Here is a 21,967-nt window from a genome sequence, read left to right as displayed (position 1 = left end):
TCTACTCCTTTGTCCTTGGGCTTATAATATTCCTTAATCCATCTCCTATGAAATTAATAGAAAGTATAGTTAAAAACACCATTATTCCTGGCGGTGCCCATTGCCACCAATATCTCATAAGAGACTTCATATTTCTAGCAATAGAAAGCATGTTTCCCCAACTAGGAACAGGCTGTTTTACTCCCATTCCCAAATAACTTAATCCTGCTTCTGCCAATATAGCTCCAGCAATCCCTAAAGTAGCATACACAATTATAGAAGATATAATATTAGGAATTATATGTTTAAATATTATTTCCATAGAATCCATACCAAGACATCTTGCAGCTTCTATAAACTGCTGCTCTTTTATTGCAAGGACTTGTCCTCTAACTATTTTAGCAATAGTTGTCCATCCTAAAAAACCTATTATTATAACTGAATTCCACATACTAGGACCTATTAAAGATGCTAATATTATAGCTATTATAAAAAAAGGAAGGCACATAAAAACATCTACAAGGATCATTATTAAAAGATCTATCTTACCACCAAAATACCCAGCAATGGCTCCTAAAAAAACTCCTATTGTTAAAGATATAAAAGTGGCTCCTATTCCAACTGCTAAAGAAACCCTTCCACCGTAAACTAATCTTACTAAAATATCTCTTCCTAAATCATCTGTTCCAAGAACATGTTCTAAACTTGGAGGCTTATTTGCTATAGATGTATTTATTTGATCTCTATCCTTTGTCATTACCAATGGACCAAATATAGAAATTACCGTAATAAACCCTAAGAAAATTACTCCAAATACTACACTCTTATTCTTTAATATTAATTTAGCTTTTTTATTATTTATGTTCATAAAATTCACCATTTTTAAATTAACCTTATTTAATATTTATTTAAATCTTATTCTTGGATCTACAATGCAATAAACAATATCTGAAATTAAATTTGCTAACAATATACAAGATGATAGTATCATCGCACATCCCATTACTAAGGGATAATCTCTATTAGCTATGGCTTGATAAAATAAAGTTCCCATCCCTGGCCAAACAAATATAGTTTCAATTAATATTGTTCCAGCTACTATATAACCAAGAGACATACTTAATAAAGTAACTATTGGTATTAGCGCATTTCTAAATGCATGTTTATATATAATAATTTTTTCATTAAGTCCTTTTGCCCTGGCTGTTCTAATATAATTTTGATTAAAAACATCCAGCATAGATGATCTAGTATATCTCATAAGGGATGCAACCTCTAATACAGTCATTGATATAACCGGTAAAATCATATGCCTTACCACATCAATAAATTTGTTAAATCCCGTTAACTTTTCCCCAACAGTTGATAGCCCTGATATTGGAAACCATCCTAAATTAATAGCAAAAATCTTTATTATTAGAAGAGCTATAAAAAATCCTGGTATTGATATACCTATAAGAGCAAGTATAGTAAGGACTTTGTCTTTAAATGAATATGGTTTTATTGCAGATGCTATCCCCAAAGGTAAAGCTATTAATGTAGTTAAGATTAATGTGACAATAGACAATAAAAATGTGTTTGATATTCTTCTTTTTATTATGTCTACAACTGGTTCATTATACCTTATAGAAGTACCCATATCCCCTTTTAATATTTTTCCCATCCACTTTATATACTTTAAATGTACAGGATCATAGTATCCTATGGCATTTAGAGCGGTTTCTTTATCTGAAGCTGAAATGCTAATTTGTCCCTCCACTATATTCATATAAGGATCTCCAGGCGCAGTATTTATTAAAACAAATATAATTATAGACAATCCAATAAACACTGGAACCATTGTTATAATCCTTTTTAAAAAATATTTTTTCATCTTTAAATAACCTCTGAATTCTTAATTTACTCTCATCATAAAACACAATTGCCTTCCTAATAGAAAAGTTTCTCTTAGCAAGGCAACTTAGTTTTTATTTTAAAATACTATTTTGTATCTTCATCCTCTATATACCAATCCTTCACAAATTGATAATATGTTGGTTGTGCATTTTTAAAGTTTTTAATCTTAGGATTCATGACCATTAAGCTGTTCCAATGATAAACATATATAACTGGTAACTCTTCATTTAACTCTAAAGCTATTTCATTAAGTATAGGCTTTCTCTCATCTTTAGTCATATGTTTTGAAGATTCCTTTATAAGTTCATCAACTTTTTCACTTTTAAATCCTGTATAGTTATAACCATTTGGTGGAGTTAATGTTGAAAGATAATTTGCTGATAAATCTCCATCATAGAAGTTAGCTGTTCCCATTAAGAATCCATCAAATTCTCCTTTTTTAACATCAGAAGTCATTGTTGCAAACTCCATAGGCTTAAGTTCTAATTCTATACCAATGTCTTTAAAGTTTTGCTGTAATATTAATGCATACTTATTTTTTGATTCATCTCCAGAAGTATACTTTAAAGTAAATTTAAATGGTTTACCATCATAATACATTTTCTTTTCTTCTTCTTTATACTCCCATCCACATTCTTTTAAAAGCTCTATAGCCTTCTTAGAATCATACTTATATTCTTTTAATCCGCTTGGATGAGCCCAGTTGTTTGATGGAAATGGATTGTTTGCAACTTCTCCATGACCATTTAAAACATCTTTTACAATAGATTCACGATTTATAGCATAAGTAAATGCTTGTCTTACTTTTTTATCACCAAACTCAGGCTTACTTAAGTTTAGTCCAATATATTGATATGCATTATTTGTTATTTCTTCTAAATTAAAACCTTGTTTTTTATAGTTTTCTTCCTCTTCCTCATCAATGCTTCCGACACCAGTAATATCGATTTCATTATTTGCTAATTGAGCATCAGCAGTTTCTTCGCTAACTAATTTAAATATATATTTATCTATATTAGGTCTTCCATTCCAATAATCATCATTAGTAGCAAGCTCAACACTTTGATCTGGTGTAAAGTTTTCTAGCTTAAAGGCTCCTGTTCCTATTGGATTTCTTATTAAATTAGTATCCTTTTGTATAGCTTCTACGTCTCCCTTATCCCAAATATGTTTTGGCACTATTTTTATCATATAACCAAAATTAATTAAAGCTGAAGCATAAACTTCATTAGTTGTTATTTCTATAGTTTTATCATCTATTTTTTTAACTCCTTCAAGCTCTTGAGTTTTACCTGATTTAAAGTCATCATAGCCTTTTATATTCTCAGCATACATTGTATAAGGACCATTATACTTAGGATTACAAGCTAAATCAAAAGTAAATTTTACATCATCAGCTGTAAAAGCCGTTCCATCATGCCATTTTACTCCTTCTCTTATTTTAAAAGTTATAGTCTTTTTATCCTCTGATAGTTTATAAGATTCAGCAAGTGATGGTTCAATATCTAAGTTCTCATTTAAAGAAAGTAATCCCTCGTAAATCATAGTATTAATAGTCCCATCATAATTAAAGGTAAAAAACGCTGGCATAAATACACCTTCTGGTGCTATTGAAAGAGCTTGTTTAACAACTCCTCCTTTTTTAACCTCCTGTTTTTGATCTTCCTTTACACTGTCTTGATTTTTGCTACTACAACCAGTGATCATTACAGATCCTGTGATTAGTATAGCTAAAACCTTACATAAAGTTTTTTTCATAAAAAGTCCTCCTAGGATTATATGTAATTTTTTGCATTATTTTGGTGTCATTCCATGTTTTATTATAGCATTTTATATATTTTTGTTAATACTTTATACATAATTTGAAGTTTTGTTTTTTAAATAATATTCTCTACAACTATAGTTTTTTTCAATAGTAAAGAATAGCAATTATTACAATATGTCTTTTTAATATTCTAAGATGAATTGTTCATAAAAAAATAGACTCGCCTTTGTTATAGTTAGCTTGTAAAAAATACTTAACAAAGACAAGTGCCATATATGTGAATTATTAGAAAAATTATTAGATTTCAATGAAAAGATAAAAATTAATTTTGAAAGTAGAAATTTAACGTTAGATTTAGATTTGATTTTATATTGATATGGATATTGATATAATTCTATGTTATGCCTCAACGAAAGTATCTAGGATATAGCGAAGGATTTACATAATTTAAATACATCTTATGTTAAGGTTCAACCGTGTAGTAACGCAAAAAAACATCTGTTTTACGCTATTTAAATACATCCTATGTTAAAGTTCAACAAATTATTCTCTTGATGATGATTTCATAACAGAATTTAAATACATCCTATGTTAAGGTTCAACCCATACCCCTATTACAATTTTAGTACGCTTAGGTACTATTTAAATACATCCTATGTTAAGGTTCAACTTACCTATGCAACCTGGTTCACCAGGATTGATTGAAATATTTAAATACATCCTATGTTAAGGTTCAACCACTGCACTTAGGCCATTCTCTATTTTCATTATACCTCTTAACCCATTGAAAATAAAGGGTTTATTAAAAATTTTACCAACCATTTTGTTTCTTTTAAAAAATAACAATAAAACTCCTCATAAACCTTGATATTTCAATAGATTATGAGGAGTTTTGTTTACTTTGAGGTTGGTAAAACTTTATATAGTTTTAACATTAAGATATTTAGAAAGTAAAGAGTTTAGAAATTACGTTAATAAATTTACTGCACCCCAGGGGAATTTTTCCTGCAGGGGTGCTAAATACATCTTATGTTAAGGTTCAACTCATTATGTTGCCTCCAATTTTAGTTATATTGTTATAGTATAATCTCGTTTTTTATTTTAATAATTTTTTCTTAATTTATATGTAAAAAATAATTGCATTAGTTCATCCCAATGCAATTATTTTATAATCTTATTGTTTTATGTTTTCTACAATTTTTCACAAAACTTGAATTCCCTAATTATCATCAATTTATATAGGTTCTTTTTTTATATTACTAAATTTTTCTTACTACCATAAATAAAAAAAACAAATTAAAATTGCAATTTGTTTACGTCACTGGATTATCCTCCTATATATTTTCCTTGAATGCCAACATTCTGGAATAATGTAGTGAATTTATCTTTTTCCCAATTAAGGGCAGTTTGAACATATCCTAACCCATCTGCATTATACCTGCCTGCTATTCTCTGAAATACATATAGTTCATACGTTCCATCTCTTTCAAAATCAATAGGATACAAATTACTCAAGGGAATAACAAATCCTGAAATAGGTTCTTTAAGTTTTCCATTTAAATCATATATTTCATTTAAGTATTCCTCACCTTTATAAGTAATATCAATTATATATTTCATTTTCAAATTTTCACTTATAACTTCAACCCTATAATTATCTTTGTAATTAACCTCATAAGTATACTGCTCTCCAAATTTCTCAAAATCAAAAATTAATTTTAATTGATTATTTGCAAAAGAGTAAATATAGTAGAATGCAAATCCCCCACTTCCTCCAGAGTCTATGCTCACTAATATATCCTTAATTTTATCTCCTGTAAAGTCTCCCAAAAATATAGTTGGATTATAACCTGAATTTTCTTTAATAGGTACCGTAATTTCTTTACCTGTTTTTCCATCCTTTATTACAAGCCTTATGTTACTTACAAAAGGACTGTCTGTACCTGAAGGTTTATTTCCTATTAAAAGTATAGTGTCTTCTACTTTATCTCCATTTACATCACCTTTTTTTCTATCTATTATATACACTTTATTGTTATCCACATTTTTTCTAAAAAAATAATAAGGACAATAAAACATAACTGTCTCCTCTAAAAAATACTTCTACTTTATATATTATTCTAAAATAGAGGGACTGTTCTTAATTTTATTTAAATCTAAGAACAGTCCCTCTGTTTTACATTATTGGTTATTATTATCTATTATCTAAATCAGAAAGAATATAAAACTGATAAGTTAAAAAATAATTATACAATTTCTAATACTTCTACTGTATATTTTTCACCTGGAGCATCAATTTCAGCTACATCTCCAACTTTTTTGCCCATTAATGCTTTTCCTAAATCTGATTCTACGCTTATAAGCATCTTTTCTGGGTCTGCATCCATAGTAGTTACTAGTGATACATTAGTTTCAAATTCGTCTTCTATAAATTTAATTTTAGCTTTACTATTAACTCCTAATACTGACTTATCTTGATTTTGGTCATCTATTACACTTGCAGTTGAAATCATAGTTAACAAATATTGAATTCTATTATCATTTTCCCTATAGTTTGCACAAGCTTCTTTGTATTCTGCATTTTCTGACCTATCACCATGAGCAGCTGCTTCTAATTTTTCTTTTGCTATTTCAGCTCTTTTTTTAGTCATTCTATATTCTAATTCTTCTTTTAATTTATTCATATTTTCTTCTGTCAATATGTTTTTCATGTACAACTAAACCTCCTCGAGATATGTTATATTAATATTATATAATATATAGCAAAATCCAATGAAATATTATGCTATACTAGGGCATAACTCTGATAACAAAACCTTAAGTTGTGCTCTCTTAAATTTTAATATTAGTTACTAAATAGTCCAGTCCCTTTTATAATTTCCTGCTCTCTAAATAAACTTAAAACAGCTTCATTATAATGGTCTACTCTTTGTGCCTTCTTTATTTTCTTAGCATATTTTTTATTATCTGAAAATATATAGATCATATACCCCCAGAGTTCTTTCATTCTAAATAGTGTATTTCTCTCTTCATTATATAATTCTATATATTTATTTAAAATTTCATCATGAAATTCTTTTAATACTTCTTTATCCATATTAGTATTATTTTTTATCTCATCAATTAATCCTGGATTGGCTAGTATTCCCCTTCCTATCATCACAGTTTTTATTTCTGGAAAAGCTTTTATTAATCTATTATAATCACTATTAGTAAAAATATCACCATTATAACATATAGGATTAACACTTAAAGATAGAGCATCCTTAAATACATCTAAATTAGGTTTATTTCCATAAAAATCTTTTTGTGTTCTAGGATGTATAATCAACTCTTCTATAGGATATTTGTTATAAATTTTTATTAACTCATAAAATTCTTCTGGGCTGTCCTTTCCTATTCTAGTTTTTATGGAAATTTTCATATCATTTATTTTAAATATTTCATCTAAAAATATATCAAGTTCTTCTCTTTTAGCTAAAAACCCCGAGCCCCTATTTTTTGAAACAACAGTTCCAGAAGGGCAGCCTAAATTCAGATTAATCTCATTATATCCTAATTGTTGTAACTTTCTAGCAGTGATAATAAAACCTTCTGAATCGTTAGTAAGTATTTGTGGAACTATGTTCATTCCTTTATTATTTTCCGGTAAAATATCCCTTAGTTCTTTAGTTTTAAGATTTGTACTTTTATTTGTAACAATAAAAGGTGTAAAATACTTATCAATATTATGAAAAAATTTCTCATAAGAATTTCTATATATGTACCCTGTAATTCCTTCCATCGGTGCTAAATAATATTTCATGTAATATCTCCTTCATAAATATTCTAAAAAATATATTATATCAAGCTTCTTTATTCTTATCTACTCAATATTAAAGCAAAATAAAAAATGTCTACATATGAATTTTGTAGACATTCTTATATAATCTATACATTAAATCTATTGAATAGCTCATTTAAAACTTCTATTACTTCTGTCAATTTATCTATATCTGTGCTTTAAAAATCTTAGAAACATCTATTATAGTGTTGTTGATAGGGTTTTGATGAATAAGCGCTATAGTATATTTCACCTGAAAAGTTAAGTAAATTTTCCATCCTCATTTTAAATATAGGATGATTTATCATATCTAAAGCCTTTTCACGAGGGCACCAAATTACTTCACTTGTTTCATCTGATGTTGTTAATTCACCACCTATATAGTCACAAATAAAGTCAAGGTTCAATTTAGGTGGAACTTTAGTAACGCCATCATACCAAATGGTTTGCTGAATACTTGAATATAATGCTGCTAAAGATCTCACTGCAACATCTACTCCACTTTCTTCTTTAATTTCTCTTATTAATGCTTCTTCAAGATTTTCCCTTAATTCCACTTGGCCACCTGGAAACTCCCATGATTTTCTGTGGTTTGATTTAACCAGTAAAACATTTCCCTTTCCATCTTGTACCATAGCTCCAACAGCTACTATATGTGTTGGCCATGTCATATAGGGTTTTACAATGAAAATATAACTTATACATGATTTTAATTTCCACAACAAAAATCTTTTTCTATGAATTAAGAATTAAGGATGAAAAATGAAGAATTATGGTTAAAACTCCACTGGCAAAGCCTTTGGAGTTTTTTTTAATAAATTTTATTTTAAGAAATTCACTAAAGGTGAATTTCATCCTTAATTCTTCATTCTTAACTATTAATTTTTAATTTTTAAGAGGTTAAGCTATTTCTATAGGAAATTTATTTTCCAAAGTATATTTTGAATTTTCATATTAGATACCTATAATATAACCCTTAATATAAAAGGACTTTGCAATGCAAAGTCCTAATATTATTTATTATGTAAAAATTATTTTTAATCAACTAAAACTGCAGTGCCTGAAACTGTTACCATAAGCATACTACCACCTTGACCTAGCACTTCATAATCTACATCTACTCCAACAACTGCATTACCACCTATTGCCATAGCTCTTTCTTCTAATTCTCTTAATGCAGCCTCTCTTGCTTCAATTAATTCATTTTCATAAGATCCTGAACGTCCTCCAAAGAAGTTAGTTAATCCTGCTTTGAAATCTTTAATAAAGTTAACTCCTGAGATTACCTCACCAAAAACTATTCCTTTGTACTCTAATATTCTTTTTCCTTCAATTGCATTTGTTGTCGTAACTATCATAAATTATCCTCCAAAGTTTTTTAATATTAATATAGGCTTTTTCTATTATATTTTATACTTAAATAAAATAATTTCTATAATTTTTTTAAATATATTCTACAAATGTATGAAAAATCCCTTTATTTTCTTTAATATTATATGTAAATTTTAATTTTCTTAAAACTATATCATAAACAAAAAACTGAAAATTTAAAATTACGTTAACCAAATTACTTCCCATAGGAGCGTTAAATACATCCTATGTTAAGGTTCAACTTATTTATGAAGCACAGGACTTACAGAACTGCATATAATTTAAATACATACTATGTTAAGGTTCAACCAACTTATGTGTGGCAAAACTGTGCCGAAATAAGATTTAAATACATCCTATGTTAAGGTTCAATTCTGTATTTTTTCTTCTATATCACTTACCATAAGATTTAAATACATCTCATGGTAAGGTTCAACTTCATCAATTGAGAATTGACTATTGACAATGGAGAATTATTGATATTTCTTCTCTTCTATAAGAGAAATCTTGAATTCATTTCTTCTTGAAGTTATACAGTAGCTTCTTAGTAAAAAGAGCATTATCTCTAGTCTTTCCATAGTGTTAGTTAAACTTATTGGTATTGTTCCATACTATACTGCACCTCAGGGGAACCCTAAAGGGCTTCACTACTGTTCCCCAGAGGTGGAAAACTAAGACAAGCTAAACACAAGAGAAGAACTATATTTAAATACATCCTATGTTAAGGTTCAACATGCTAAAACTAGATCCAGATGGGGTATTTACTCAATTTAAATACATCTCATGTTAAGGTTCAACGAGATAAAGTTAATCTTACTACCTTTAAGGTTGGATTTAAATACATCTCATGTTAAGGTTCAACCTGAAAAACTGGAAGGTAAAGCATTAAAGAAGGGCTGATTTAAATACATCTCATGTTAAGGTTCAACATTAAGATTAAACATTTCAATCTATGCCCTTCTAAATTTAAATACATCTCATGTTAAGGTTCAACTTTTTCTTAACCCAATAGTAAAGCAATTTTTTGTATTTAAATACATCTCATGTTAAGGTTCAACTAATTATGATTAAGTTACGATAGGAGGGTGAGAACAATTTAAATACATCTCATGTTAAGGTTCAACCACTGTAATTAAGCCATTCTCTATTTTTATTATATCCTTTAACCTATTGAAAATAAAGGATTTATTAAAAATTTTACCAACCACTTTGTGTTTTTTAAAAAACTGATAAAAAACTCCTCATAAACCTTAAATTTTCAATAGGTTATGAGGAGTTTTATTTTTAGGGAGGTTGGGAAAATTTTATGTTTGTATACTAATAGGATAATTGAATATTTACTATTACATTAAAGCAAAATAAAAAATTTATATTTATATTAGGTGAAAATTATTGCACCACAGTTAAAATACTCTTTACTGTGGTGTTTTAAAGAAGATTTTATTTATAATCAGCATAATTTTTCTTAATAATGTACTCTAACTAACCAAAATCTTATTTTTTTATCACTCCAGCCTAGATCCCATGGTACATCATTTCTATCTACATTATGGCAGCTTACTAGTGAATAGCCTTTTGAGTCTACTCCTGTTACTACGGAGATATGAGTAATATCACCTTTTTTCTCATAGGCTATGAAATCTCCAGGCAACAATTTGTAAGATGCTTTATATACATTTTCATAAGAACCTTTTGCTATAACTGATGCTCTACCACTATTTAACATGTAGTGAGTAAATTTATCTGCGTTTACCCAAGGCCCTGTAGCACTTCCTTTATCATAATTCCATGTATAATTCTTTTTAAACTTTCCTCCTTCATGGAGTATTTGAGACGCAAAATTTGCGCAATCTCCTCCCTCAGGGTTAAAGTTTCTATATTTTTTATTGTATTTAAATTCAAATTCTGGTTCTGTAGCTGAGCCACAATACATTTTAGCATATTCTATAGCTCCTACCCTTCTTTCATTTAAGTTAGACATATCTCTTGGAGGCTGTGAAATTATATGCTGTTTTATATCACTAGATTTTATATTTTCTAAGTCTAATGAGTCTGCAAAGGGGTCATTATACCATTCTTTTGTGATAAGCCAATTACCATCCTTCTTAGCTAAAGTCATAGTATGATAACTTCCTATCCTTGATTTATTTGCAACTTTTGGCTCATCTTCATAAGAATATTTATATTCCATTGAACAAAGTATATTAAATGAATAAACATCATCCTTACCTTTTACTTTTCTAATTACTATATGAGGATTTATCTCTGTAAATTTAACCCCTTGTTTCTCAGCCCAATTTATTATGTATTTAGTTTTCTTTTCTTGATATTCATATGCCCATCTTCCATATTTACTATCTGTATCATAAAACTGTTCTATCAGTTCTAAGTCCTGATTTAATATGGCTAAGCTTCTATCCTTAAAAATTCTTTCTACAACCTGATTGATATCAATATCCTCTTCCTCTGCCTTCACCGTATAAAATCTATTGAAAGGACTAAAGAGAATGAGTAATAGCAAGATAATAACTTTTTTATAGGAAGAGAATCTCATATGTACACCTCTTTTCTAACTTAAAGCTTTATCAATTTTTTCAATATAGGTTTTTATTGTTTCATCACATGGTACACCTTCATACCAATTAACTTTTTCTCCCTTATTATCTCCAAAGTATCTTGCTTTTAATATAATTTCTGGACGATATTCAAAGTGTAATATATCAAAATGTCCCCATTTTCCTCCCCACACAAAATTGTTCTCTTCAAAGGTTTTCACCAATTCATCGGGGTATTGAAGTAATCTAGCTTTTCCTTGTTCTCTTGATGCCCATTTCCAATAATCTCTTTTATCACTAGCAATATCTATAGCAATACCATAAGCATGTGGGCTTAATCTTCCTGTTCCAGATATTATTCTATAGTTAAAAGTTCCATTAGATGGGTTTACGAATGGTCCAATCTTAGTATTAGTTTTCGCAAGTATTAAAAGTTTTTTTGAAACATTGTCTAAATTTTCAGCTGCCTTATTATTTTTATTAAATCTATAATTTTGATATGCAAAATTTACATTTGTAAGATTTTTTTCTATCTGTTCTCTAGATGATCCGTATACTTCATTTAATAACGAATATACTCTTATACGACCAGGATCAAAATTCTCCTCCATTAAATCATCAACTTTTTCTAATGGATACACTTGCTCCATCATATCCTGTAAATCCCCATTAACCAACTTTTCTTGCTGAGTTTTTTCTTTTTTATCATCGTAAACTATTTTATTTCCTGATTTCATAACTAAATAAACAAGCCCATTATCTTGCTTTTCTATATCAACAATATCCTCTGGATATGCCATAAATAAAGATAATAAGTCCTGTTTCATAGTAGTATCATAATCTATATTTTGAGCATAAGTATTTATATTATAGAATTTACTTGTTAATAAGGTAAATGCTATAATAAAGGAACATATTTTTTTCATTTTTAATACCACCTTTAAGAATTTATATATTCATATCCTCTCCTTTAGGTTAATATAATATGTATTGGTCTTTAATTTAAGATTACATTTTTATAGACATACTATCCCTACATTTAACTTATATATTAAAATAAACACTAGAAAATAGCCTTTATTCTGAAGTTATGAGCTGTATTTTCAAGATAGTTTATCTATAATTTTTATTATTTCCAATAGTCATCTTGATTATTTAATAGAAAAATATTTTAAAAAAATAATGAGGATATAACGTATCCTCATTAAATATTATAAATTATATTTTTTTAATATTTCTTCTTTAAATTGTCCATTTTCATAGAATAATTCACAATCAGCATATATTTTGCCGCCATTTCTCATATCACAAAGCATATCCCAGTGAATTGAGGAGCGATTTAATCCTCCTGCTTCAGGATCAGAATCTCCTATTGCCATGTGAATTGTTCCACCTATCTTTTCATCAAATAACATATTTTTAGTAAATTTCTTTATACCATAGTTTGTACCAATAGCAACTTCTCCAAAATAAGAAGCTCCTTCATCAGTTTCAATTAACATTTTTAAAAGCTCTTCACCCTTTTGTGATGTTGCTTTAACTACTTTACCATCTAAAACTTCAAGCCGTATTCCTTCTATTTCTTTTCCCATGTATATACCAGGGAAACTAAAGGTAATATATCCATTCATACCATTCTCTATTGGAGATGTAAATATCTCTCCATCCGGGAAATTAGCTTTGCCGTCACAATTTATCCACTTTCTTCCCTCTACTTTTACTTTAATATCTGTACCTTCTGAAAGGAAATGTAATTCTTTTTTAGTATTGAGGTATTGAACCCATCGATTTTGGTAAGCACTTATTTTTTTCCATTCTGATACAGGGTCTTCCATATCTAAAAGACCTGCTCCATAAACGAAATCTTCATACTCGCTTAAACTCATGGATGCTTCCTGTGCGTCTGCATATGTAGGAAACTGTGTTCCACACCATCTTAATGAGCCATCTCCCATTCTTTCAGAGTAAATCTTTCTCCAACTTGTTGCACCTCTTGATTTTAATTGTAATTTCTTTGGATCTACATTAGAATTCATCTTGGTATTTCTAGTTCCCCAGGCAGTTAGCCACACATCAACCTTTGAAAGCATATGTTTATTTAAATGACTACCTTCTAAAAGCTGTTCTTCATTGCTATTTTTTAAAATAGTCTCATTTACATCTTCACTATCTAAAGAATACTCTACATGAGCACCAGCCTTTATAGCTTCCTTTGCTACTTCTACAACCCATGGTTTAGCTACATCATTACAACTAATAAAAACAAAGTCTCCTTTTTTAACCTTAGTTGAATAGTTAACTAAAAGTTTTGCTAACTTGTTTAATCTTATATCTCCCATACTTTTGCCCCCTTAAAGTATTATATTTTGTAGAATATTATACCATAATTAGAATTTTACATCATTAAAATGCATAGTAAAATATTGTTACTTATAACTACTTTAATTTATTATAAGAACTTTATATAGTTATTATGATCCTCTTATTAATCTTCCTACCTTACTATTAGTAAATTACTTACTGGGATTCATTTTAAAATCTTTATCTAATATTTCTTCTTTAATAAAAAATTGTATCCACTTAAAGATAGCAATAACTGAGAAGGAACATAAAAAAGCCATATTAATAATCCTGTGATATTATGTACTATGTCAATAAAAGTCCATGAAATTCCTGTAACTTCTGTTACATTATATAGTGCTACATTTATATCACATAAAATAAAAAGTATCATACCATAAGCTATCATATATTTATTAGGGTAGGGATACAAATTATTTTTACAAACTTTTATAGCTTTTCTTATACTGATTATTAGACAAATAGCATAAAATAGTACTACTGCAAATAATATATCAATTTTTATAATAAACAAATTAATTATCAAATAGATAAACATTAAAGAAAGAAATATAATTATAAATTTTGAAGATGTTTCACTAATTTTAAGAGCTTCATATCTAATAGAATAAAGTATTTGAACCACACAAAATAAAGCTACACCTAAAGTATAATAATTGAAAACAGTAAGAAATAAATCTGCAAACATAGTTATAAAAAGTCCTACTTTAAGTAAAGAAATATCTAATCTATTAAGAGGATTTTTTTCGGCAAATAAACATATTAAGAAGCAAATCATTATACATATATACTTAATCATATATGATGAAATAAATATTTCTATATTAAAAAACTCTATATACAAAAAAGAAAAATATAATATAGAAATTATTATTAATAAAGCTTTAAGAAACCATGATCTATAATTTATACTTTTCACTTTATATCACCATCATCATTTTAAATTTAATCTCACATATTTTTTATAAATTTTCAAATCAATTTCTTAATTTAGTTTACTCAACTTTATAAGATATTATTAAATAAGTAGTAAAGGTTAATATGTATATATTGAAATGAACGTTATTTTTTTAGTATTTTAATTGCATCTATTTAGTTCACAATATACAATTTAAAATTTATAATTTCTGATAAAATAAAAAAGAGCTTTTAGCTCTTTTTTGTTTTAATAAATTTAAATACTATTCTTGATTTTGTTCTAATGCTATTAATTTATCTCTCTTTAAAATATGTCCATCTATCCATTTTATTACGAACTCTAATATCTCTATTAGATATCGTTGTTGACTTTCATCAATTTCTTTTAAATCAAAGCTATTAATCTTTGCAATAAAGTCATCATGTTCAACTTTATGTGATAAATATTTTTTATAACCTATACTAAGCATGTACTCTTCTTCTGATTTAAAATGAAATACAGCATAATCTTTTAAATCATTTAATATTTGAACGATTCTATCGTATTTATCTGTAATAAATTGATTTTTTAGAAGTTTGTATAAATCATCGGCTATTTCAATTAATTTTTTATGTTGTTCATCTATAAGTTCTACTCCAGTAATATACTCATCTTTCCAGCTATTCATTTTATCCCTCCTTATCAGTATAAGATTTTCTATATGAATATAAAAATCCCTGCTATAAAATTAATTGTTTTTCGTATATAATTTAAAATTTATTTATAAATTCCTCTGTTTATGTATTTATATAGCCTCATCTATTATTTATAAAATTAAAATCTTTTCAATTTGCTAAAATAACCATATGACTTTTTGTAATATAGCAAAAGGAAATTTATTATATTTTGATACTAATGAATAATCCTCCTATTTTTTAATAATACATATTAAATATTATCCAGAGTTCTTAATTCTTTTAAATGCATTTATTAATACCTTCCTAAATTCTTAATTTAATTATTTAACCTTATAATAAATCAAATAATAAAAAAGAGAATTACTAGGTATAATTCCTAATAATCCTCTTTTTTGATTTCTATTTTTAAGTATACTATTTTTTCTCTTCTTTGCTTTGATCTGCGCTTTGATCTTTATTTTCTTCTTTGTTATCTTGTTTATTTTCTTCTTTTTTATCTTCTTTACTTTCTTCTTTGTTTTCTTCTTTTTTATCTTCTTTATTTTCTTCTTTTGAAGAATCTTTATTTTCATCTACTTTTTTATCTTCTACTTTAGTACCTGGAGTTTCTTCTGTCTTTTGTCCACAAGCCATAAATCCAGTAGCTGTTAAAAGTACTGCTCCTGTTAAAAGTAATGTTTTTATTCTTTTGCCTTTCATGAATATTCCTCCTAAAATTTTAATTAATACGTATTACATATTATATATTACCAAACTTTATTAATTTTTTCAAACTATATTCAAATTATATTCATTAAAAATTCATGAGAAAATATAAAAGACAAAGATTTACTTAGATAATATTAACCAATTCTCTTGTTATTCTAAGGATTACATTTGCTGCAAGGCTTATATTTTTTAGATATTGCATCTGCTTTAGACATAGCAGTAGGGCTCTTCATATTACTACAAGTATCATTTTTATGTAAACTCTCACTAATGTATTAATAAATATATAAAGTATTACTTTAATCTTTATAAAGTTTAAAATAAAAATTTTTTCCATATCTAATTAATATGAATTCTAGAATTATAAAATAAAATTTACTATTGTAATTTTTATCTTATTCTATGCTGATATCTTATAGATTTAAATTCTTTCATTAATAGCTTAATAAATAAAAAAAGGTTACTAGTTAAAATTCCTAATAATCCTTTATAAGCTTCAATAAATCAAATCTATCCCTTATCTATTTTCTTTTAAATTCTTTTCCATAAAGTAGTATCTTCCATTATCTCCTATACAAATAAAATCTAACTGTTCAAATAGTGCCTTGTATCCTGTATGCAATTTTTCATTTTTTTGTTTTTCGGGGATACTCTTAAGGAAATTATCATGAACTGGGATTGAATAAATTACTTCAACTCCTTCATCTTTACATTGAAACAATACCTTCTGTAATAACTCTTTTTGTATGCCTTTTCCCCTATACTCCTTTTTTATAAAAAAGCATGATATAATTCTTACATTTTCGTTACTTCTAAGACTTAGTAAATTTTGCAGATAGGGTACATCTTTTGGATGAACACATTGGCACCATGCTACTGGTTCATCATCCATATAATAAATATATCCATCATGACATTTACTAGTAATATTTATTCTTAATTTTTTAACCTCTTCAATAGTCATTTTAATCCAATTATCTATATTATTAGCAGAAAAATAGAAAGTGCACTGACAACTTTCACATTTATCATTGCTAAACAATGTGAAAAAATCTTCTAAATTATCTGTCGATAATTGTTTTATGAGTTTCTTCACTTTCATCCCCCCTATAAAAAATTTCTAAAATATATTTATCATATTAAGGTTCAACTTCATCAATTGAGAATTGACTATTGACAATGGACAATTACGGATACTTCTCTTTTGTAAGAGAAGTTTCGAATTCATTTGTTTTTTTAAAAATTAGTTTAATTAAAACTAATTTTAACCTTAATTGTCAATTATCCATTATTGTCAATTATCCATTCTCAATTTTCAATTATATAAGGTTCAACCACTGAATTTAAGCCATTCTTTATTTTCATGATATCATTAAAGCTATTGAAATTAAAGAGTTTTCTTAAAATTTTACCAACCGTTTTATATTTTTAAAAAAGTCAATAAAAAATCCCTCATAAACCTTTATATTTCAATGGAATAAGATATGTTTTTTTAAATGAGGTTGGTAAAATTTTATGTAGTTTTAATATTAATATTTTTAAAGAGTAACTGATTCAGAAATTATGTTAATAAAATTACTGCACCCCAGGGGAATCTTCCCGCAGGGGTGTTAAATACATCTAATAAATAATAGAGCTAAAAAACTATTAAAGTATAAAATCGCTAATGAAGTTTTTTGAGATGAGGTAAATCGTTGAATTTAATTTGACAATTCAACGTTAAAAGATTAGAAGTTAACACAATTTCCAGAAATAAATACAGAGGATATATTCATATCATCATCAAATAATAGCATGTCAGCTTCTTTACCAATTTCAATACTTCCTTTAAATCTACTTACACCAATTGCTTCAGCGGGAGATAAGCTAGCCATCCTTACAGCATCTTGAATTGGTATGTTTAACATACTTACCATATTGCATACCGCATCTTTTAAATTCAATGTTGATCCAGCTAAACCTCCATTCTCTAGACGTGCTGCCCCATTATTAACTATGACCTTTTGCCCACCTAATTCATATTCTCCATCTTCAAGGCCAGCTGCCCTCATAGCATCGGAAACTAATACTATTTTATCTACTCCTTTTGTTTTTAGAGCAATTTTTACTGTTTCATCATGCAAATGTATTCTATCATAGATAAGTTCACAATATACTCTATCATCTGTAAGAGATGCTCCTATTATGCCTGGCTCTCTATGGCTAAATTCTCTCATACCATTAAATAAATGAGTAGCTACTGTTACACCATGATTTATCCCTCTTTTAGCTTCATTAAATGTAGCATTGCTATGAGCCATTGCAATAGTAATATTCTTTTCTTTTAAGTAAGAGATAATCTCTATAGCTCCATTAAATTCCGGTGCTATAGAAACCATTTTTAATTTATTTTTAGCCAGTTCTACAAAGTCCTTAACAATCTCAATATCCGGCTCTTTAATATATTTTTCTGGTTGTGCTCCTTTTCTAAGAATGGAGAAAAAAGGCCCCTCAAGATGAATACCTATTAACTGTGACAGTGTTTTCTTGTTTTTATAATTTACTATATTTTTTATAGAAGTAATAATATTATCATATGATGAAGTTATTATAGTTCCTAAATAGGAAGTAACTCCATTTTTTATATGAAATTCTCCAATTTTATCAAGAGTTTCTTCTGTGCTATCCATAATATCGTGACCTGTATTGCCATGATTATGAATATCGATAAAACCAGGTGATAAGAACCTTCCATTTCCATCGATTACTTCACTTATTAAGTCTAGATTTATATTTTCTTCTAAATCTATATCTATTATTTTACCTTCATTAACTACAACCCCATATCCTTTTACCACACTATTAGGTGTAATTAATCTAATATTTTTAATTAAAGTACTCATTAAATCTCCTTTTTATAATTTAATCTTTTCAATAATTATATCCTCTATAAGCCTATTAATATTATTAATGTCTACCTTTCCTGTTTCCTCTTCTAAAGCATTAGCTGTTCCACAAGCCGCTGCTAATTTTAACATATTTTCAAACTCATAATTTCTTTTTAAAGATACAGCAAACCCTGCTATCATCGCATCTCCTGAACCTACTGGATTGACAGCCTTTACCACAGGTGTTCTTACTCTATACATATAATTATCATTAAATACTAAACATCCCTCTCTTCCAAGAGATACAGCAACTATATTGATACCTTCTTTAATTATAGGACTTACTCCTTTAATTATATCCTCTTCTGTAGAAATAACATTTCCAATGAGATTTTCTAATTCTTCCTTATTTGGCTTTATTAAATATGGTCTAGCTTCCATACCCTTTTTCAACGCTTCTCCACTGGTATCTAACAAAATCTTCTTTCCTTCTTTATTAGCCGTCTCTATTAAATTCTTATAAGTCTCTATGTCCATATTCTTTGGCATACTTCCTGAAATACATACAACTTCGGATTCTCCAATTAACTCTTCATATAGCTTATAAAACCTCTGCATATCTGTTTGTGATATTAAAGGACCAGACTCTAATATTTCTGTTTGGCTACCATAATCTGAAATTATTGCCAAGCAACTTCTGGTCTCACCATCAATAGAAACAAATTTATGCCTAATATTCATCTCATCTAGCTTTTCCTTTATATAGCTTCCAGATCTTCCTCCTAAAAAGCCTGTAGCTATAACCGGTTCGTTAAAAGTTTTTATTACTTTTGCCACATTTAATCCTTTTCCTCCAGGAGTATACTGAAAATCATTAGTTCTAAAAACTTTTCCCTTCTCAAACCTTTCAATGTTATATCTTCTATCAATTGAAGGATTTAAGGTAATAGTAATCATAATTTACCCCCTATTTGCACTACCACAAATTTGTATTTTCTCTACTACCACCTTTTTCAATGCCTCTTTAGCAGGTACTAGATAATGCCTAGGGTCATTTGCACTAGGATTTTCATTAAAGAATTTCTTTATTGCATCAGCAAAAGGCATTTTTAACTCCGTTGCAATATTAACTTTACAAATACCATATTCTATTGCCCTTATAAGACTTTCAGCTGGCACTCCTGAAGCTCCATGTAATACTAAAGGAATGTTGACTAAGTTGTTAATTTCATGTAGTCTTTCGAAATCCAACTTTGGTTCACACTTATAAGCTCCATGGGCAGTACCTATTGCAACTGCCAGTGAATCGACTTTTGTTTTTTCAATAAAATCTAAAGCCATATGGGGGTCTGTAAGCATGCTATCTTTTTCTTCAATTTTTCTTTCATCTTCTTGTCCACCAACTAAACCTAGTTCAGCTTCTACAGTTACATTATATTTATGTGCAAAGTCCACCACTTCTTTTGTTATTTTAATATTTTCTTCATATCCCTTTAATGAGGCGTCTATCATTACAGACTTATATCCTTCTTTTATACATCTTTTTATTGTTTCAATATCTGAACAATGATCTAAATGCAATGAAATGGGGATATTATATCTTTTAGCTCCAACTTTAACCATTGAAACTAAATAATCCATTCCTGCATAATCAATAGTTCCTGGTGTAGTAGCAATGATTACTGGTGAGTTTAACTCATTAGCAACTTCTAATACACCTTGCATTGTTTCTAAGTTATGAATATTAAAAGCTGGAACAGCATATCTATTTTTTTTGCAATCTAATAACATTTCTTTTGTTGAAACAATATCCATCTTATTCACCTCTCTAATATCAATTTATTTATATGGTTAAAATTCCTCAACAGTATAAGGCTTATTTCATTTACTTTGTAAAATTCTAATAAGAATACTATACTAATATGCCACTATCTTTATCAAATATGTGAATTTTTTTATCATCTAGATATAGCCTTACCTTATCTCCTTTTTTCACAATATTATCCGAATCTACTCGAGCTGTAAATGAACTACCTTCCATTGTAAGATAGAGATATTTCTCTGAACCTAGCATTTCTATAAAATCTACTACACCATCTAGAAATACATCAGTTTTCTTTTCATTATAATACATATGCTCTGGTCTAATTCCCATTACAATATCTCTACCTACATATCCCTTATCTATTATTCTCTTAGCTCTATTACTATCTAGCTTAATCATGGAATTAAGAAGTTTTACGAAAATATCTTCGCCCTCTTTAACAACTTTAGCATCTATAAAATTCATCTTAGGGCTTCCTATAAATCCTGCTACAAAGACATTTGTCGGATTTGAATATACATTTTCTGGTGTATCTACTTGTTGAATTAATCCATCCTTCATTATTACAATTCTATCTCCCATCGTCATTGCTTCAGTTTGGTCATGGGTAACATAGATAAATGTAGTTTTTAATTTATTGTGTAGCTTTGTTATTTCTGCTCTAGTTTGAATCCTTAATTTCGCATCTAAATTTGATAGTGGTTCATCCATTAAGAAAACCTTTGGATTTCTAACAATGGCTCTTCCAAGAGCAACTCTTTGCTTTTGACCGCCTGAAAGGGCTTTAGGTTTTCTATGAAGCAGGGTTTCTATTCCTAATATTTTTGCAGCCTCTTTAATCTTCTCATCTATTTCTTGTTTTGGATATTTCTTAGATTTAAGACCAAAAGCCATATTGTCATATACAGTCATATGAGGATATAGAGCATAATTCTGAAAAACCATTGCTATATCTCTATCTTTAGGATGAACATCATTGACAAGTTCATCATCAATGTATAGTTCACCTTTAGATATATCCTCTAGCCCTGCAACCATTCTAAGTGTAGTGGATTTCCCACATCCTGAAGGTCCTACTAGTACTATAAATTCTTTGTCTTCTATTTCTAAATTGAAATCACTTACAGCAGTTACTTCACCATCATATATCTTATATAAATTTTTAAATAATAAACCAGCCATAAAAACTCTCCCTTCATATTTGAGTAACATTTAACTCAT

The 21,967-nt window shown here is 28.0% G+C and carries 19 protein-coding genes and 2 CRISPR repeat arrays; all 19 genes read right to left on the bottom strand.

Annotation, left to right across the window (positions count from 1 at the left end; translation table 11 throughout):
• Window position 1: 1 nt before the first annotated feature.
• The 19 genes from opp4C to B3603_RS02910 all read right to left on the bottom strand — a co-directional run bounded on the left by opp4C (window position 2) and on the right by B3603_RS02910 (window position 21,928).
• Window positions 2-847, bottom strand: a complete 846-nt coding sequence (gene opp4C / locus B3603_RS03000; RefSeq protein WP_291560574.1) for an oligopeptide ABC transporter permease — start codon at window positions 845-847, stop codon at window positions 2-4.
• Between the two features lie 36 nt (window positions 848-883).
• On the bottom strand, window positions 884-1,852 hold the full coding sequence (locus B3603_RS02995; protein ID WP_291560571.1) for an ABC transporter permease: 969 nt from the start codon (window positions 1,850-1,852) through the stop codon (window positions 884-886).
• Window positions 1,853-1,959: 107 nt separating this feature from the next.
• Window positions 1,960-3,633, bottom strand: coding sequence for an ABC transporter substrate-binding protein (locus B3603_RS02990; protein WP_291560569.1), 1,674 nt, complete (start codon window positions 3,631-3,633; stop codon window positions 1,960-1,962).
• Between the two features lie 452 nt (window positions 3,634-4,085).
• Window positions 4,086-4,378: direct repeats of the CRISPR family, unit length 30 nt; unit sequence ATTTAAATACATCCTATGTTAAGGTTCAAC.
• Between the two features lie 588 nt (window positions 4,379-4,966).
• Window positions 4,967-5,719, bottom strand: coding sequence for a VCBS repeat-containing protein (locus tag B3603_RS02985; protein WP_291560567.1), 753 nt, complete (start codon window positions 5,717-5,719; stop codon window positions 4,967-4,969).
• A gap of 167 nt (window positions 5,720-5,886) precedes the next feature.
• On the bottom strand, window positions 5,887-6,351 hold the full coding sequence (locus B3603_RS02980; RefSeq protein ID WP_291560565.1) for a GreA/GreB family elongation factor: 465 nt from the start codon (window positions 6,349-6,351) through the stop codon (window positions 5,887-5,889).
• Window positions 6,352-6,485: 134 nt separating this feature from the next.
• Window positions 6,486-7,445: a tRNA dihydrouridine synthase gene (locus B3603_RS02975; RefSeq protein WP_291560563.1), complete on the bottom strand. Its 960-nt coding sequence runs from the start codon at window positions 7,443-7,445 to the stop codon at window positions 6,486-6,488.
• A gap of 206 nt (window positions 7,446-7,651) precedes the next feature.
• Window positions 7,652-8,134, bottom strand: coding sequence for an NUDIX hydrolase (locus B3603_RS02970; RefSeq protein ID WP_291560562.1), 483 nt, complete (start codon window positions 8,132-8,134; stop codon window positions 7,652-7,654).
• A gap of 366 nt (window positions 8,135-8,500) precedes the next feature.
• On the bottom strand, window positions 8,501-8,821 hold the full coding sequence (locus tag B3603_RS02965) for a putative heavy metal-binding protein (protein WP_039632198.1): 321 nt from the start codon (window positions 8,819-8,821) through the stop codon (window positions 8,501-8,503).
• Between the two features lie 716 nt (window positions 8,822-9,537).
• Window positions 9,538-9,958: direct repeats of the CRISPR family, unit length 30 nt; unit sequence ATTTAAATACATCTCATGTTAAGGTTCAAC.
• Between the two features lie 341 nt (window positions 9,959-10,299).
• Window positions 10,300-11,388 carry an amidase domain-containing protein gene (locus B3603_RS02960; protein ID WP_291560559.1) on the bottom strand — a complete coding sequence of 363 codons (1,089 nt, stop codon included), beginning with the start codon at window positions 11,386-11,388 and terminating at the stop codon, window positions 10,300-10,302.
• Window positions 11,389-11,403: 15 nt separating this feature from the next.
• Complete coding sequence (locus B3603_RS02955; RefSeq protein WP_291560556.1) at window positions 11,404-12,315, bottom strand: M15 family metallopeptidase; 912 nt, start codon at window positions 12,313-12,315, stop codon at window positions 11,404-11,406.
• A gap of 285 nt (window positions 12,316-12,600) precedes the next feature.
• A complete protein-coding gene (locus tag B3603_RS02950; RefSeq protein WP_291560554.1) occupies window positions 12,601-13,728 on the bottom strand; it encodes an aminopeptidase in 1,128 nt (375 codons plus the stop codon).
• Window positions 13,729-13,934: 206 nt separating this feature from the next.
• On the bottom strand, window positions 13,935-14,549 hold the full coding sequence (locus B3603_RS02945; protein ID WP_291560552.1) for a lysoplasmalogenase family protein: 615 nt from the start codon (window positions 14,547-14,549) through the stop codon (window positions 13,935-13,937).
• 382 nt (window positions 14,550-14,931) lie between these two features.
• Window positions 14,932-15,336, bottom strand: a complete 405-nt coding sequence (locus tag B3603_RS02940; RefSeq protein WP_291560549.1) for a bacteriohemerythrin — start codon at window positions 15,334-15,336, stop codon at window positions 14,932-14,934.
• Between the two features lie 424 nt (window positions 15,337-15,760).
• Window positions 15,761-16,045 (bottom strand): hypothetical protein, encoded by a 285-nt coding sequence (locus B3603_RS02935; protein WP_291560546.1) that lies wholly within the window; start codon window positions 16,043-16,045, stop codon window positions 15,761-15,763.
• A gap of 526 nt (window positions 16,046-16,571) precedes the next feature.
• On the bottom strand, window positions 16,572-17,150 hold the full coding sequence (locus B3603_RS02930) for a GNAT family N-acetyltransferase (protein ID WP_291560544.1): 579 nt from the start codon (window positions 17,148-17,150) through the stop codon (window positions 16,572-16,574).
• Between the two features lie 631 nt (window positions 17,151-17,781).
• A complete protein-coding gene (nagA, locus tag B3603_RS02925) occupies window positions 17,782-18,936 on the bottom strand; it encodes an N-acetylglucosamine-6-phosphate deacetylase (protein WP_291560542.1) in 1,155 nt (384 codons plus the stop codon).
• A 12-nt stretch (window positions 18,937-18,948) separates the two neighbouring features.
• Window positions 18,949-19,878, bottom strand: a complete 930-nt coding sequence (pfkB, locus tag B3603_RS02920; RefSeq protein ID WP_291560540.1) for a 1-phosphofructokinase — start codon at window positions 19,876-19,878, stop codon at window positions 18,949-18,951.
• 3 nt (window positions 19,879-19,881) lie between these two features.
• A complete protein-coding gene (gene fba / locus B3603_RS02915; protein WP_291560538.1) occupies window positions 19,882-20,736 on the bottom strand; it encodes a class II fructose-1,6-bisphosphate aldolase in 855 nt (284 codons plus the stop codon).
• Window positions 20,737-20,833: 97 nt separating this feature from the next.
• Entirely contained in the window at window positions 20,834-21,928 is a 1,095-nt protein-coding gene (locus tag B3603_RS02910; RefSeq protein ID WP_291560535.1) for an ABC transporter ATP-binding protein, read from the bottom strand.
• Window positions 21,929-21,967: the final 39 nt, after the last annotated feature.

The sequence above is a fragment of the Clostridium sp. UBA2485 genome (assembly GCF_002341865.1).
Taxonomy (GTDB): domain Bacteria; phylum Bacillota; class Clostridia; order Clostridiales; family Clostridiaceae; genus Clostridium_J.
This window is presented reverse-complemented; position numbering and strand designations above follow the sequence as displayed.

Excerpts from the sequence above, each read along its gene's own strand:
- B3603_RS02995 (WP_291560571.1), bottom strand. The coding sequence starts at position 1,852 with ATGAAAAAATATTTTTTAAAAAGGATTATAACAATGGTTCCAGTGTTT.
- B3603_RS02940 (WP_291560549.1), bottom strand. The coding sequence starts at position 15,336 with ATGAATAGCTGGAAAGATGAGTATATTACTGGAGTAGAACTTATAGAT.
- B3603_RS02965 (WP_039632198.1), bottom strand. The coding sequence starts at position 8,821 with ATGATAGTTACGACAACAAATGCAATTGAAGGAAAAAGAATATTAGAG.
- B3603_RS02945 (WP_291560552.1), bottom strand. The coding sequence starts at position 14,549 with ATGATTAAGTATATATGTATAATGATTTGCTTCTTAATATGTTTATTT.
- B3603_RS02935 (WP_291560546.1), bottom strand. The coding sequence starts at position 16,045 with ATGAAAGGCAAAAGAATAAAAACATTACTTTTAACAGGAGCAGTACTT.
- B3603_RS02980 (WP_291560565.1), bottom strand. The coding sequence starts at position 6,351 with ATGAAAAACATATTGACAGAAGAAAATATGAATAAATTAAAAGAAGAA.
- B3603_RS02960 (WP_291560559.1), bottom strand. The coding sequence starts at position 11,388 with ATGAGATTCTCTTCCTATAAAAAAGTTATTATCTTGCTATTACTCATT.
- nagA (WP_291560542.1), bottom strand. The coding sequence starts at position 18,936 with ATGAGTACTTTAATTAAAAATATTAGATTAATTACACCTAATAGTGTG.
- B3603_RS02985 (WP_291560567.1), bottom strand. The coding sequence starts at position 5,719 with ATGTTTTATTGTCCTTATTATTTTTTTAGAAAAAATGTGGATAACAAT.
- B3603_RS02970 (WP_291560562.1), bottom strand. The coding sequence starts at position 8,134 with ATGACATGGCCAACACATATAGTAGCTGTTGGAGCTATGGTACAAGAT.
- B3603_RS02955 (WP_291560556.1), bottom strand. The coding sequence starts at position 12,315 with ATGAAAAAAATATGTTCCTTTATTATAGCATTTACCTTATTAACAAGT.
- B3603_RS02975 (WP_291560563.1), bottom strand. The coding sequence starts at position 7,445 with ATGAAATATTATTTAGCACCGATGGAAGGAATTACAGGGTACATATAT.
- B3603_RS02990 (WP_291560569.1), bottom strand. The coding sequence starts at position 3,633 with ATGAAAAAAACTTTATGTAAGGTTTTAGCTATACTAATCACAGGATCT.
- fba (WP_291560538.1), bottom strand. The coding sequence starts at position 20,736 with ATGGATATTGTTTCAACAAAAGAAATGTTATTAGATTGCAAAAAAAAT.
- pfkB (WP_291560540.1), bottom strand. The coding sequence starts at position 19,878 with ATGATTACTATTACCTTAAATCCTTCAATTGATAGAAGATATAACATT.
- B3603_RS02910 (WP_291560535.1), bottom strand. The coding sequence starts at position 21,928 with ATGGCTGGTTTATTATTTAAAAATTTATATAAGATATATGATGGTGAA.
- opp4C (WP_291560574.1), bottom strand. The coding sequence starts at position 847 with ATGAACATAAATAATAAAAAAGCTAAATTAATATTAAAGAATAAGAGT.
- B3603_RS02950 (WP_291560554.1), bottom strand. The coding sequence starts at position 13,728 with ATGGGAGATATAAGATTAAACAAGTTAGCAAAACTTTTAGTTAACTAT.